Consider the following 14,015-nt stretch of genomic DNA (forward strand, 5'->3'; position numbering starts at 1 on the left):
TTATCACGTTGCATGCCCTTTTTGCTGCATTTTTCCCGCAGCCGATTTCTTTCTTGCTGCCAACCTGGTAGCAGCCGTTCCTTTTCTTACATGCGCCTTTGATGTAGCAACAGGATATTTTTTATCGTTACTGTCTTCTCTAACATCTCTATTTACAGTTTCAAAGGTATTTTCATGAAATTCTGCTGTTGATTTTGAATACGTATTCATAACTATAAATTTTTGATTACGTCTATTCAGAAAAATGAGTACCGGCAAACTATGGAGGAATTAGTTTCTCAAATCAGACCTATATACTCTACACTCCACGGGATAAATGATGGAAAATCCATCGATCCGGCAGGCATAGTCTTTTTACATGATAGAGCAGTTCATTTCCATTACAAAGGATAACTAATTATCAACGAAAGCTGAAATTAATATTCTTATACCTGAACAGATAAAGCTGAAGGAAAAAATGAAAATGAATACGGAAGACTCCTGCAAGGGAGTCTTCTCTTTTTTTACACAACTATATATCTACTTCCTGTTCATTCAATACGGTGAAGGGCTCACCGATGACCAACCTCCGTCAATAATAAGCGATTGCCCGGTGATATGACCAGCTTGTGGAGACACCAAAAACAAAGCAGCGTGTGCAATATCGTCAGTCGTGGCCGGCCTGCCGGTAGGCGTTATGCGCGACCATGTACTCTCATAGGTAGCATCATGAACTGTACGTTCTGTCAATGTAGCACCGGGCGCCAGTGCGTTCACGGTAATTCTATATTCCGATAACTCTACTACCAGTGTTTTAGCCAACATCTCCAATGCAGCTTTTGTCATGCCATACGCTGCAAGATTTTTATGCGCCTGATGTCCTGTAACAGACGACATAAATAAAATTCTTCCACCGGTTTGCTGTGCTTTCATTTTACGCGCTGCAGCCTGCGCCAAAAAGAAACTCCCGGCCAGATTTACTTTCATAACTGCATTCAGATCATCAGGAGTATAATTGAGAAATTCCCCGAAGAGCGTAATGCCAGCATTGGCAATAACTATATCTATACTTCCAAATTGAGTGACGGCCTTATCGACCATCGCTTCTATGAACGTAACATCCGAAGCATCTCCGGCAAAAGGTATACATATACCATGCTCTTTCTGAATCTGCGCGGCAGCATCGCGCGCAAGACCTTCCTCCTTATCGTTTAAAACAACGCGTACACCGGCAGTCGCAAGCTTACGACCAATGGCGAGCCCTATACCCTGCCCTGCGCCTGTTATAATAGCAACCTGCTTGTTAAACATATAAGTATATAATTAGTGAGAGTCGCGTGTTACTTCACTGCCCGATCCGCCCCGCAGATAATCCATATCAGCACCCAGGTGAGCCTGTTCAACATGGTTCTGGTATAGCTGTACATAACCACGGGTATATTTCTTATGTCGTGGTTTCCAGGCAGCTCTTCGCACAGCAAGTTCTTCATCAGATACATGTAGTATAAGCGAGCGGTTGGCAACATCCAGCGAAATCATATCTCCGTCTTTTACCACAGCAAAATTACTACCCAGCGCAGCTTCCGGAGATGCATGCAGCACAACGGTTCCGAATCCGGTACCACTCATGCGTCCGTCTGATATACGTACCATATCATGTATACCCTGTTCGAGAAGTTTTTTAGGAATAGCCATATTACCAACCTCCGGCATGCCCGGGTAGCCGATCGGTCCTACATTTTTTAAAACCAGAATACTATTTTCGTCAACATCCAGATCCGGATTATCAATTCGATTTTTATAATCTTCTATATCTTCAAACACTACGGCTTTACCGGTATGCTTCATCAGTTTTACACTTGCCGCAGAAGGTTTTATTACGGCACCGTGTTCACATAAATTTCCTTTTACAATAGCAACACCGGATAATGGACTGATTGGTGCCGCTACCGTACCAATTACTTTCGGATCAAAGCACGCAGCACGCTGGTAATTTTGCTGATGTGTTTTTCCATTTACAGTAATACAATCACGATGAAGATAACTGTCCAATTCGCGCATCACAGCCGGCAGGCCACCTGCGTAATAAAAGTCTTCCATGAAATAATTACCCGAAGGCTGAAGGTTAGCTAACAGCGGCACATTTGCCGATAACCGATCAAAGTCTTCCAGCGAAAGCTCTACACCAATTCTTCCGGCTATAGCCAACAGGTGTATAATAAAATTGGTTGAACCACCAATGGCAGCATTTACAATGATAGCGTTTTCAAATGCCTGCCGCGTGAGTATATCCGACAACCGAAGGTTCTCGCGAACCATCTCAACGATACGGCTACCCGACAATTGAGCAACAACTTTTCTGCGCGAATCAGCAGCCGGTATAGCAGCATTTTCCGGTAACGACAAGCCAAGCGATTCAACCATACACGCCATGGTAGATGCCGTACCCATTACAGCACAGTGTCCGCGGCTTCGACACATGCATGCTTCTGCTACCGTCAGCTCTTCCTGCGACATATCGCCTGCACGCACAGCGTCATTAAAACGCCACACATCACTCGTGCTGATATCGCGTCCCTGATATTTACCGGTAAGCATCGGCCCGCCGGATACAACAAGTGTTGGAATATTAACACTACACGCACCCATTACCAGCGAAGGCGTTGTCTTATCACATCCGCATAGTAATACAACGCCATCTATAGGGTTGGCCCGAATAGATTCTTCAACATCCATACTGGCCAGGTTCCGATATAGCATGGCAGTAGGCTTGATCAATGTTTCTCCCAGCGACATCACAGGAAACTCTACCGGAAATCCTCCGGCCTCAGATATACCTCGCTTTACCGATTCAGCAAGTTCACGAAAGTGTGCATTGCAGGGTGTGAGCTCCGACCATGTATTGCATATACCGATCACAGGTTTACCTCGCAATTCATAGTCAGGAATACCCTGATTTTTCATCCATGCACGATAGATAAAACCATCTTTACCCGTTTTGCCAAACCATCCCTGACTGCGAAGTTTTTCTTTCATATATCCAAGTATCAAGTGAGATCATGAAACTAAATATTACCTGAAAAAATCAAGGTATACCTATTATAGGTTATGAAATTGAAAAATTGGAAGATTAGAAAATTGAGGAAAACAGATTGCCTTTAAATAATCTTGCGATCTTCGGATTTTATAATCTTGCAATTCTCTAAGAAGTGAAATATAGCTATTTTTCTCGTGTAACTTTGACTATCTAAACTTTACCGGCATGAATCCGATCTTCAAAAAACTTAACTATAAAAACCAGAAAGCCATTCATGTGATCAACGCACCTGATAGTTTTAAAAGGGATATAGAAGAGATGCAGGATATTGTCGCGATAAAAATATCGCTTGCTGGCGCAAAAAGCGTTGAGTTTTTTCTGGCCTTTGTTACCAAGCAGAAAGAAGTGGATGATCTTGCTAAAAAGATATCGCCTTTACTGATTGAAGATGGCATGTTGTGGTTTGCCTATCCCAAAGGTTCTTCCAAGAAGTACAAATGCGAATTTAATCGTGACAACGGCTGGAATGACCTGGGGAAGCTTGGCTGGGAACCTGTCAGAATGGTAGCGATTGACGAAGACTGGAGTGCTTTACGTTTCCGGAAGGCCGAACAGATCAAAACCATGACACGAAGCTTTGCAATGAGTGAGGTCGGCAAAAACAAAGTAGCCGCTACAAAGGGGAAGAAAAAAGATAAATAGGCACCGTGTCTTAACACTTTCAGGTAAAAAGCCGACATTTTATTACATAGATTTTCGGGAGTGAGCAGGGTAGTCTATTTTTAACACGGATAGATTATTTCCCTTAAATTTTTTCACTTCATGAAACTCCCGGCATTTATCTGTGCTCTGCTTTTTGTTTTTTCTGCGCAGGCCCAATCAACATTTATTCCCAAAAATCTGGGCAGTGGAATAAACACAGCGTACGATGAAGTGAACCCTGTAATTTCTCCTGACAGGAAAACGATTTTTTTCAGTCGTAAAGATCACCCCCAAAACGGATATGGAGCCAAAAAGAGTGCCGATATCTGGATCAGCTCGTTGCAAGCTGATGGCACATGGTCTACTGCAGAGCGAGCTGCTTCACTTAATTTAGGACAGTATAATTATGCACTCGCGCTCACAGCCGATGGCAATACACTCTTACTTTATACAGACGAAGGCCTCTCATTATCATCCAAACAAAATGATACCTGGTCTGCTCCGCAAAAACTGAATATCAAGGCATCCAGTGATGCTACGCTGAGTGCAGATGGCAAGTCACTGTTATATCGAAAAGGGAGCAAACTATATATACTCGAAAAGAATGACAATGGCAGCTGGAAAGAGGCCGTTATTGCTGAAGGTATAAAAGGAAAAATTCAGACACCACACCTGCTCATCGATAACAAAACCATATACTATACTGCTGAGCGTAAAGACAAAGGCAAAGATATATTTATCATAAAACGATTGGACACTGAGTGGACTGCATGGTCTGCACCAATTGCTTTGAATGATACCATTAACACAGCAGGTGATGAATCAGCGTTAAAGACAAATATAAATGGAGCTTGGGGATACTACTCTTCAACCACAAACTCAACCGGTAAAGGCGACATCTTCGAAGTAAAACTGTTTGAAGATCGTCCGTATGTTTTAGTGACTGGTAAAGTTGTAAATGCAAAAACAAAACGTGTACTAAAAGGTAAAGACATCACGATCGTGATGGATGGTAAACCTGTTGAACATGCTATCAACAAAGATTCAGCAACATTCGAGATAAAAGTTCCTTTTGGTAAAAGTCATTCTATCGCTGCCGAGCTATACCAATACGGGGCAAAGCCCCATACAATTGATGCCAGCCGCGATAAAGAATATCGCGAAGTAACCATCGACCTGGAAGAAGAGCCTGTCTCATTCGTATTGCTAAAAGGTAAACTGCTGATCAAGAATACCGATCAGACTATACCGGCATCTGCGAAAGCAAAAATTATAGTAGATGGTGAAGAAATTGATTCTGCGGTGATCGACCCGGTGAAGGGAACCTATACGATCAAACTAAATCATGGCACTATTTATTACGTGCAGGTTAGTGCCCAGCACTTCGAATCACTCCCGGATGTAGTAGACTTGAAGAGTATAGATGGCTATGAAGAGGTAACATTTGATCTTCAAGCCGATGCTGAAAAGATGGCTATTGTTACCGGAAGAATTATTGATAAAAAGACAGGCAACGTACTGGCTACTGGCACAAGGGCTGATGTAAAGGTCGAGGGCGTTTCATCGGTTGCTGCCGTTGTCGATTCATTAACAAGTGAATATGAATTGCGATTCCCGCTAAAAGACCGGTATACACTCAGCGCTGTTGTACCAGATTATTACCCGGTATATGAAACGATCGATGTAGTAAATGAGACAAATGAAGTACGCATTACACACGACCTCATCGTTGTTCCCGTAGAACGCGGTCAATCTGTATTACTGAATAATATAGTATTTGAACCCGGCAAAACCGTGCTGGCCGCAGCATCGTTCCCTGAACTCGACAGGCTTGCTGCGTATCTTGAAGCAAACCCGCATGTTAAAATTGATATTGGAGCACACACCAATCCATCGACAAAGGTTTCCACTGCCAATCAGGCAAAAGCTATTGCAACCTATCTTATTGGCAAAGGCATTGCAAAAAACAGAATTACCTACCATGGTTACGGCACATCCAAACCGGTAGCACCGAACAAGACACCGGAAGGGAAAGCATTAAATAAAAGAATTGAATTTACATTCCTGGAAAAATAACGGTTGGGCTACTGTACATTCATTTCAGTAGCGACAACAATCAGAATATATAACTGGTAACTTCTTAGCCTGGTATAAAACAACAGAGCCCGATCAGTTTGACCGGGCTCTTGTATTTAGAGTTTAAACGTTCACGTTTATTAACTTCCGCATGCCTCACATGCATCCGGGTTATCCAGCGAACACATCATGTCAGACATTTTCTGTTCGTACTGTAACGTAGTTTGCTGTGCATCGGAAGTTTGTCCTACTATTACAGCCACCGGCTCTGCTACTGTTACATGTTGTTCTGCATTGGCAGTGGCTTCCGTTGCTGCAGGCTGCTGAAGCGCAGACTTATCAAGGGTAAATTTGATAGCATCAGCTGCAGCGTTTGTACGCAGGTAGTACATACCGGTCTTCAGCCCTTTCTTCCATGCGTAGAAGTGCATTGAAGTGAGCTTGCCGAAGTTCGGGTTGGTAAGGTGTATATTCAGACTCTGAGACTGACAGATATAGGCTCCGCGGTCAGCAGACATATCGATGATAGCCTTCTGCGAAATTTCCCATACAGTCTTATAGATGTCTTTAATATTCTGAGGAATCTCAGGTATATTTTGAACCGATCCGTTTGCAGCGATAAGTTTTTGTCTCATCGTTTCGCTCCATAAGCCGAGGTTCATCAGGTCTTTCATCAGGTGCTTGTTAGCAATGATGAATTCACCAGACAATGTTCTTCGGGTATAGATGTTTGAAGTGTACGGCTCGAAGCACTCGTTGTTACCGAGGATCTGTGAAGTAGAGGCTGTAGGCATCGGAGCAACCAACAAGGAGTTGCGTACACCGTGCTTCTTCACATCCTGTTTCAGTTGTTCCCAGTTCCAGCGACCGCTGGTTGGTGTTACTCCCCACATATCAAACTGGAATATACCTTTTGATACCGGTGAACCTTTGAATGTTTCGTACGGACCTTGAACTTTTGAAAGCTCCATAGAAGCTTCCATTGCACCAAAGTATATAGTCTCAAATATATCAGCATTCAATGCACGTGCTTCCGGAGAATCGAATGGCATACGCAGCAAGATGAATGCATCCGCCAATCCTTGTACGCCCAAACCGATTGGTCGGTGGCGCATGTTGGAATTCTTCGCTTCTATTACCGGGTAATAATTAACATCAATTACTTTATTGAGGTTGCGGGTAGCAACTTTCGTGATCTCATAAAGTTTCTGATGATCGAACTTACCATCTTCGGTTACGAACTTAGGCAATGCTATAGAAGCCAGGTTACAAACCGCTACTTCATCGGGTGAAGTATACTCGATGATCTCGGTACATAAGTTACTTGACTTGATAGTACCCAGATTCTTCTGGTTTGATTTCTTATTGGCAGCGTCTTTATAGAGTATATAGGGTGTTCCGGTCTCAATCTGCGATTCAAGAATTTCGAACCAGAGATCCTGAGCTTTTATCTGCTTACGGAACTTGCCTTCTTTTTCATACTTCTCGTACAGGCGTTCAAAATCTTCACCCCATACATCAGCTAAACCAGGAGCTTCGTTCGGGCAGAAGAGAGACCACATTTCATTGTTCTCCACGCGCTGCATGAACAGATCCGGAATCCACATTGCGTAGAACAGATCGCGCGCGCGCATTTCTTCTTTACCGTGGTTCTTTTTCAGATCCAGGAAATCAAAAACATCAGCATGCCAAGGTTCCAGGTATATAGCAAAACTTCCCTTGCGTTTACCACCACCCTGATCAACATAGCGGGCGGTCATATCGAAATTACGGAGCATCGGAACAATACCGTTTGATGTTCCACCTGTTCCTTTAATATAAGAACCTTTAGCCCGTACGTTGTGAACGCTCAGCCCTATACCCCCTGCGGACTGAGAAATCTTAGCGCACTGTTTCAATGTATCATATATACCATCGATGCTATCATCCTTCATGGTGAGAAGGAAGCATGATGACAATTGAGGCTTCGGTGTACCTGCATTGAATAATGTAGGTGTTGCGTGTGTAAACCACTTTTCAGAAAGTAAGTTATAGGTCTCGATGGCAGCCGCTATATCTTCGCCATGTATACCTACTGCTACACGCATCAGCATATGCTGCGGACGTTCCACAGTTTTGCCTTCTACCTTCATGAGGTAAGAACGTTCGAGTGTTTTAAAGCCGAAGTAATCGTAACTGAAGTCGCGGTCGTAAATGATCGCAGCATCCAGTTCAGCAGCATGCTCTTTAATTACTTTATAAGTTTCTTTTGAAATGAGAGGAGCATTCTGGCCAGTCTTCGGGTCAACATAAGTATACAGTCGCTTCATGGTATTTGAAAACGACTTGCTTGTTACCTTGTGTAAATTGGACACGGCTATACGCGCGGCCAACTTGGCAAAGTCAGGGTGTTTGGTAGTCAGGGTAGCAGCAATCTCTGCAGCCAGATTATCAAGTTCCTGTGTAGATACACCATCATAGAGGCCATTGATCACCTTCATGGCCACTTCTACAGGATTGACGAACTTCGGATCCAATCCGTAACAGAGTTTCTCTATACGAGCGGTGATTTTGTCGAACTTAACTGATTCTCTGTGTCCGTCACGTTTTAGTACAAGCATCGCGGAATTAGGGGTTGTTTTTAATGGGAGAAGTTAAAAAAGTGTTTGAATGTAATTAAAAATCCTCGTTAAGGGAAAACTTCGGAGTGCTTTCTTTTTCTGTGCTCTTCATTACTCCGGCCTTCTGGTACTCTGCTACACGCTTCTCGAAGAAATTGGTTTTTCCGCGAAGCGAAATCATCTCCATAAAGTCGAATGGATTAGTAGCATTGTAAATTTTCTTGCCAACGAGTTCATTCAATAAACGATCGGCAACAAATTCTATATACTGACGCATCTGTTCGGCATTCATACCAATCAGGTTTACCGGCAATGCGTCTGTAACAAATTCCTTTTCAATCTCAACGGCATCTTTAATGATGTCGATAACGGTTTGCTCAGGAAGTTTGTTCACTACGTGCTGAGTATATATATGGCATGCGAAGTCACAGTGCAGACCTTCATCACGGGAAATCAACTCATTAGAGAAGCTGAGTCCTGGCATTAGTCCGCGCTTCTTCAACCAGAAGATAGAACAGAAAGAACCCGAAAAGAATATACCTTCAACGGCAGCAAAGGCAATTAATCTTTCCTGGAAATTACCCTGGTCGATCCAACGCAGTGCCCAATCAGCTTTCTTCTTCACACAGTCCATCGTTTCAACAGCGTGAAAAAGTTTATCTTTCTCTTTCGGATCTTTTACATAAGTATCGATCAGAAGAGAATATGTTTCGGAGTGAATGTTCTCAATAGCGATCTGGAAGCCATAGAAGAATTTCGCTTCTGTATATTGAACTTCCGATACAAAGTGTTCTGCCAGGTTTTCATTTACAATACCGTCACTCGCAGCAAAGAATGCGAGCACGTGCGTTATAAAATGTCTTTCGCCATCATTTAAGTTAGCCCAATCACGCAAGTCCTGACTCAGATCTATTTCTTCTGCAGTCCAGAAACTAGCTTCAGCCTGTTTATAGAATCTCCAGATATCATGTTGTCGAATAGGAAAAAGTACAAAGCGATCTTTGTTCTCTTTCAGTATGGGCTCTTCCTGTTGGCTCATGGCATAATTTGGGTTTTAGAGTTAAACTAAAATATCTAAATGAGGCGATAGTATATTACTAACTCCTGTTACTTAATTTCTAATAAATTCTTTTTGCTTACGACACAGATTGAATACCTGTTCTTTGGTCAGCACCAAGTGTACAAAAGAAGTAGAACGATTCTAAAAAACAAAACGCCATTTCTAAGCTGATTTCTACAAATGTGGATAACTTGTTGATGCAATGTGGACAGATAAGTTCCTGTAAAATAACTGCTTAGGAACGTCATTTTCGTGTATGGTTTGAGTTAATATTGGCGAAGTATTTTTTTTTAAAATTTTCGACCAATCGATTTCGATCGAAGTCGGAAATTTATTGAACCGCGTAGGTTGATATCCCGATTCTTTTTTTACCTTTGCAATCCAATTTTAAAAAGCTATGTACGCGATTGTAGACATTGCAGGTAAACAGTTCAAAGTGGCTAAAGACCAATATATCTATGCCCCAAAGATGGAAGGCGAAGTAGGAGCTTCTGTAAGCTTCGACAGAATCCTTCTCGTTGATAACGGTGGAGATATTCAAATTGGCGCCCCTACTGTAAGTGGTTTAAAAGTATCAGGTAAGATACTTGAACACGTAAAAGGCAACAAGGTGATTGTCTTCAAAAAGAAAAGAAGAAAAGGCTACCAGGTGAAGAACGGTCACCGTCAGCAGTTCACCAAGGTGCAAATCGAAAGCATTGGTTAATTCATCAACACTTTAACGACACAGAAATACCATGGCACATAAAAAAGGTGAAGGTAAAGTAAAGAACGGCCGCGAATCGGAAAGCAAACGACTTGGCATTAAGATCTTCGGTGGTCAGAAAGTAATTTCCGGAAACATCATCGTTCGTCAGCGTGGTACGAAGCACCACCCTGGTAAAAACGTTGGTATCGGAAAAGATCACACATTGTTTGCACTTACAAACGGTGTTGTGGTTTTCAAAAAAGGTAGAGAAGATAAATCTTATGTATCGGTAGAACCGATCGCACAAGCTTAATCGCTTCCTGACAAGACATCAAAAGGCATCTCATGGAGATGCCTTTTTTGTTTTCTATCCTCTCCAATAGATGTTGCTCCCTATATTTTAATTCAATAAATATTTATACACATCATTCCGTAGCATTTGTGGATTGTTTTAAAGCCCATTTTGGGCGAATTCGTTAAAAAATTCGCGAACTAACATCAAAGTTTAGACCGTTTATCCAAAAAATTTAAAACATCATTTCGTTGTAAAAACTTACTTTTTCAAGTCAGTCCCTGCAAGATCTTCACTAATTCAGAACAAAATTTTGATTTAGCACCTGCAAACCGTTGAAGCATTTCCCCATTGTTCAAGCCTCGCTATTTTATTTCATAAGTATCTAACTTATTTTGGGGGATATTAACCTAAACTAAAACTTATGAGGAAGATTGTACTCTTGATCTTCTCATGCGCTATTTCATTGCAGTTAATGGCGCAGGGAAGAACGGTTACAGGGAAAGTCACGTCTGCTGAAGATGGGAGTTCACTACCGGGTGTAAACGTAATTTTAAAAGGCACTACGGTTGGTGTTGCCACCGATGCTGACGGTAATTATTCAATTCAAATTCCGGGCTCCGGAGGTACTTTAGTTTTTACATTTATTGGTCTTGAGACGAAAGAAATTGAAATCGGAGAACAGACCGTGATCAATGTTCCGCTTGCCATGGACATTACGCAATTGAGTGAAATTGTAGTAGTGGGTTACGGAACACAATCCAGAAAGGAGATCTCCGGATCAATCGCTTCTATCAACGGATCTGAGATTGCAACTGCACCCGTTCAAAGTTTCGATCAGGCACTGCAGGGTAAGGCTGCCGGTGTAAATATTACAACACCCAACGGTGTGTTGAACAACGCTCCGGTTATACGCATTCGTGGTGTTAACTCCATCAACCTGAGTTCTTATCCACTGATTGTTATTGATGGTATACCAACCTTTACCGGTGATAACTCTACAAACTCTGCAGCCAACAACCCGCTTGGTAACTTAAACCCTGGAGACATTGAGAGTATAGAAATTCTGAAAGATGCATCTGCCAGCGCAATCTATGGTTCACGCGCCAGTGCCGGTGTAATTTTGATCACTACCAAACGAGGCACTAAAGGCAAATCAAAAATCAATTACGAAGGTTGGGTTGGTTGGTCAAAACCTGTTCGCTTGTTTGATCTGCTCAACGCAGAACAGTATATGACTATAAAGAATGAAGCAAGAGCTAACAATAATCAGGCAGCTGCATTCTTCCCTACGAACGATGTCAATGGAAATCCGATTGATACCGATTGGTATGATGTAGTTTACCAAACTGGTGTATCGCATTCACATAATATAAATTTCTCCGGAGGAACCGACCTCACTTCATACTATATGTCGGTAGGGTATACTTCACAGGAAGGTATGATCAAGAACAACACCTTCGAAAGAACTGTAACACGACTGAATGTAGATCATAAAGTATTCGACAATTTCCGTGTAGGAGTAAATATGAATTACTCCAACAGTATAAATGAAGCACCTAATACAGGGTCACTGCCTGGACAGGCATTTAATACTGGTGGTCTTGGTCGTTTACCTTTAGTGACTGCACCAAACGTTGGTCCTTATCTGAATGATGGATCCTATAGCACAGACGGTGGTAACATTGGTAAAATGAGTAACACGGAACAATCCGGATTTTATAATCCTGTTATTGTACTGGATAATGATTACTTCATTTCCAACGGCGGTCAGATTCAGGGAAGTGTATATGCTAACTGGGAAGTAGTTAAAGGACTTAACTTACGAACTACCTATGGTATAGATCGCCTTACCATTGAAGATAAAAGTTATCAGTCACCACTCAACGGTGATGGATTTACACCAAAAGGTTCTGCTACCAACACCAATCGCACAAACAAGCGCTGGAACTGGCAGAATACTGCTCAGTATGATTTCGACTTTGCTGATGCACACTTCTTCTCATTGCTTGTTGGTGGCGAACAACAGTATACACAAATCGATCGTTGGGGTAGCAACCGCACAACATCTTCGGACAACTTCTTCGATACATTCCAGGGTAACTTTGCAAACATTACGCCTACCAACAACCTGCAAAGTGAAAATTACCTGCTCTCTTACTTTGGTCGTTTGAACTACGACTATAAGAAAAAATACTTTGCTACATTCAACTTCCGCAGAGACGGATACTCTGCTTTTGCTGATGGTAAGAAGTATGGTAACTTCTACGGAGGTTCTATAAGCTATAACCTTTCAGAAGAATCATTCTGGAAAGATTCACCACTATCTTCAACGGTTAACTTCTTCAAGATCAAAGCAAGCTATGGCTCTGTAGGTAACAACCAGGGTATAGATGATTATGCTTCACTTGACTTATATAACTCTGCTCTATATGGCTCTGCCTATACTATTACGTACTCACAGGTAGGTGCACTTAACCTATCATGGGAAACCAGCAAGAAGACAGATATAGGATTTAACTTCGGTTTATTCCAGGACAGAATTCAAGGTGAATTTGTATGGTACGACAATGCTGTTGATGGTTTGATTCTGAAAGTTCCTCAATCTCCATCGAAAGGTATACCGAACCCTACGGCTGCCGACAGAAACTCACTGCTTGCAAACATCGGTTCGATGCAGAACAGAGGTATAGAACTTAGTCTGAAAGCAACCGCTTATCAAAACGGTAACTTCAGCTGGTTTGTAAACGCGAATATTACTACACAGAAAAACGAAGTGTTGACACTTGACTCGGATGAATCAAGAATTATATCTGCTACATCAAGTCTTGAAACAGCAAACGTAACACAGGTAGGCCAAGCGATCGGTAGTATTCTGGCTGTACCAACAGCAGGTGTTAACCCGGCTAACGGCCAGCGTATCTTCATTAAAAAGGACGGCACACAAGTACAGTATAATCATGCAGCGCCATCTTCTTCACGCTGGACGAAAGTAACAGACGGTTCTGTAACGAGCGCGCCTAGCCAAGCCGTGGATGGTGTAGTATACGGACCAACTATACCAACCTGGTACGGAGGTTTCGACAATACGTTCAAGTATAAAAATTTCGACTTGGGAGTCTTCATTCAATTCTCAGGCGGAAACTATATATATAACGGAACCAAAGCAGGTTTGAGAGACATGCGTTTCTGGAATAACCACACCGATGTACTGGATCGCTGGACTCCGGAAAATCCTGATGGAAAAATTCCACGTGTAGTATATACCGATAACGTATCGAACGGATCTTCATTCCCGATCTCTGAAAACGTAGAGAAAGGTGATTTCCTCCGCGTTCGTAATATTTCCCTTGGATACTCTTTCAGCAAGACTATACTTGACAGACTCAAGATTGCCAACGCCAGAATCTATGCACAAGTGCAAAATGCATTCCTGTTAACAGGTTATGATGGTATCGATCCGGAGATCTCTACAAATGGTAATGCCAACCTTACTCCTGGTATCGACAGAAACTCTGTTGGACAAGCCAGAACATATACTGTAGGATTAAGCATTGGTTTCTAACCATAATTTTTTACAA

10 protein-coding genes are annotated in these 14,015 nt (G+C 42.3%); 5 read left to right on the top strand and 5 right to left on the bottom strand.

Features of this window, described 5'->3' with window-relative positions; translation table 11 throughout:
• Positions 1 to 3: 3 nt before the first annotated feature.
• From ACFQ21_RS12915 to ACFQ21_RS12925, 3 genes are all read right to left on the bottom strand, one after another.
• Entirely contained in the window at positions 4 to 210 is a 207-nt protein-coding gene (locus tag ACFQ21_RS12915; protein WP_377579612.1) for a hypothetical protein, read from the bottom strand.
• A 324-nt stretch (positions 211 to 534) separates the two neighbouring features.
• Positions 535 to 1,290 (bottom strand): SDR family NAD(P)-dependent oxidoreductase, encoded by a 756-nt coding sequence (locus tag ACFQ21_RS12920; protein ID WP_377579613.1) that lies wholly within the window; start codon positions 1,288 to 1,290, stop codon positions 535 to 537.
• A 12-nt stretch (positions 1,291 to 1,302) separates the two neighbouring features.
• Entirely contained in the window at positions 1,303 to 3,015 is a 1,713-nt protein-coding gene (locus ACFQ21_RS12925) for an IlvD/Edd family dehydratase (RefSeq protein WP_377579614.1), read from the bottom strand.
• 226 nt (positions 3,016 to 3,241) lie between these two features.
• Between ACFQ21_RS12925 and ACFQ21_RS12930 the strand changes: the two genes are divergently transcribed.
• Together ACFQ21_RS12930 and ACFQ21_RS12935 are read left to right on the top strand one after the other, a co-directional pair.
• Complete coding sequence (locus tag ACFQ21_RS12930; protein ID WP_377579615.1) at positions 3,242 to 3,718, top strand: hypothetical protein; 477 nt, start codon at positions 3,242 to 3,244, stop codon at positions 3,716 to 3,718.
• A gap of 120 nt (positions 3,719 to 3,838) precedes the next feature.
• The gene (locus ACFQ21_RS12935) at positions 3,839 to 5,794 is read left to right on the top strand and encodes an OmpA family protein (protein WP_377579616.1); all 1,956 of its coding nucleotides are present in this window, start codon (positions 3,839 to 3,841) and stop codon (positions 5,792 to 5,794) included.
• Positions 5,795 to 5,934: 140 nt separating this feature from the next.
• Here the strand turns inward: ACFQ21_RS12935 and ACFQ21_RS12940 are convergent, their stop codons facing one another.
• On the bottom strand, positions 5,935 to 8,394 hold the full coding sequence (locus ACFQ21_RS12940) for a ribonucleoside-diphosphate reductase subunit alpha (RefSeq protein ID WP_377579617.1): 2,460 nt from the start codon (positions 8,392 to 8,394) through the stop codon (positions 5,935 to 5,937).
• A 55-nt stretch (positions 8,395 to 8,449) separates the two neighbouring features.
• Positions 8,450 to 9,433: a ribonucleotide-diphosphate reductase subunit beta gene (locus ACFQ21_RS12945; protein ID WP_377579618.1), complete on the bottom strand. Its 984-nt coding sequence runs from the start codon at positions 9,431 to 9,433 to the stop codon at positions 8,450 to 8,452.
• A 418-nt stretch (positions 9,434 to 9,851) separates the two neighbouring features.
• Between ACFQ21_RS12945 and rplU the strand changes: the two genes are divergently transcribed.
• The 3 genes from rplU to ACFQ21_RS12960 all read left to right on the top strand — a co-directional run bounded on the left by rplU (position 9,852) and on the right by ACFQ21_RS12960 (position 13,999).
• Positions 9,852 to 10,160 carry a 50S ribosomal protein L21 gene (rplU, locus tag ACFQ21_RS12950; RefSeq protein WP_377579619.1) on the top strand — a complete coding sequence of 103 codons (309 nt, stop codon included), beginning with the start codon at positions 9,852 to 9,854 and terminating at the stop codon, positions 10,158 to 10,160.
• A 31-nt stretch (positions 10,161 to 10,191) separates the two neighbouring features.
• The gene (gene rpmA / locus ACFQ21_RS12955) at positions 10,192 to 10,455 is read left to right on the top strand and encodes a 50S ribosomal protein L27 (protein ID WP_377579620.1); all 264 of its coding nucleotides are present in this window, start codon (positions 10,192 to 10,194) and stop codon (positions 10,453 to 10,455) included.
• Positions 10,456 to 10,858: 403 nt separating this feature from the next.
• Entirely contained in the window at positions 10,859 to 13,999 is a 3,141-nt protein-coding gene (locus ACFQ21_RS12960; RefSeq protein WP_377579621.1) for a SusC/RagA family TonB-linked outer membrane protein, read from the top strand.
• The last annotated feature ends 16 nt before the right edge of the window (positions 14,000 to 14,015 follow it).

This window comes from Ohtaekwangia kribbensis, from assembly GCF_042676245.1.
Lineage (GTDB): Bacteria > Bacteroidota > Bacteroidia > Cytophagales > Cyclobacteriaceae > Ohtaekwangia > Ohtaekwangia kribbensis.

Bases quoted from the DNA above. Each gene is read 5' to 3' on its own strand.
- ACFQ21_RS12915 (WP_377579612.1), bottom strand. From the start codon at position 210: ATGAATACGTATTCAAAATCAACAGCAGAATTTCATGAAAATACCTTT.
- ACFQ21_RS12920 (WP_377579613.1), bottom strand. From the start codon at position 1,290: ATGTTTAACAAGCAGGTTGCTATTATAACAGGCGCAGGGCAGGGTATA.
- ACFQ21_RS12925 (WP_377579614.1), bottom strand. From the start codon at position 3,015: ATGAAAGAAAAACTTCGCAGTCAGGGATGGTTTGGCAAAACGGGTAAA.
- ACFQ21_RS12930 (WP_377579615.1), top strand. From the start codon at position 3,242: ATGAATCCGATCTTCAAAAAACTTAACTATAAAAACCAGAAAGCCATT.
- ACFQ21_RS12935 (WP_377579616.1), top strand. From the start codon at position 3,839: ATGAAACTCCCGGCATTTATCTGTGCTCTGCTTTTTGTTTTTTCTGCG.
- ACFQ21_RS12940 (WP_377579617.1), bottom strand. From the start codon at position 8,394: ATGCTTGTACTAAAACGTGACGGACACAGAGAATCAGTTAAGTTCGAC.
- ACFQ21_RS12945 (WP_377579618.1), bottom strand. From the start codon at position 9,433: ATGAGCCAACAGGAAGAGCCCATACTGAAAGAGAACAAAGATCGCTTT.
- rplU (WP_377579619.1), top strand. From the start codon at position 9,852: ATGTACGCGATTGTAGACATTGCAGGTAAACAGTTCAAAGTGGCTAAA.
- rpmA (WP_377579620.1), top strand. From the start codon at position 10,192: ATGGCACATAAAAAAGGTGAAGGTAAAGTAAAGAACGGCCGCGAATCG.
- ACFQ21_RS12960 (WP_377579621.1), top strand. From the start codon at position 10,859: ATGAGGAAGATTGTACTCTTGATCTTCTCATGCGCTATTTCATTGCAG.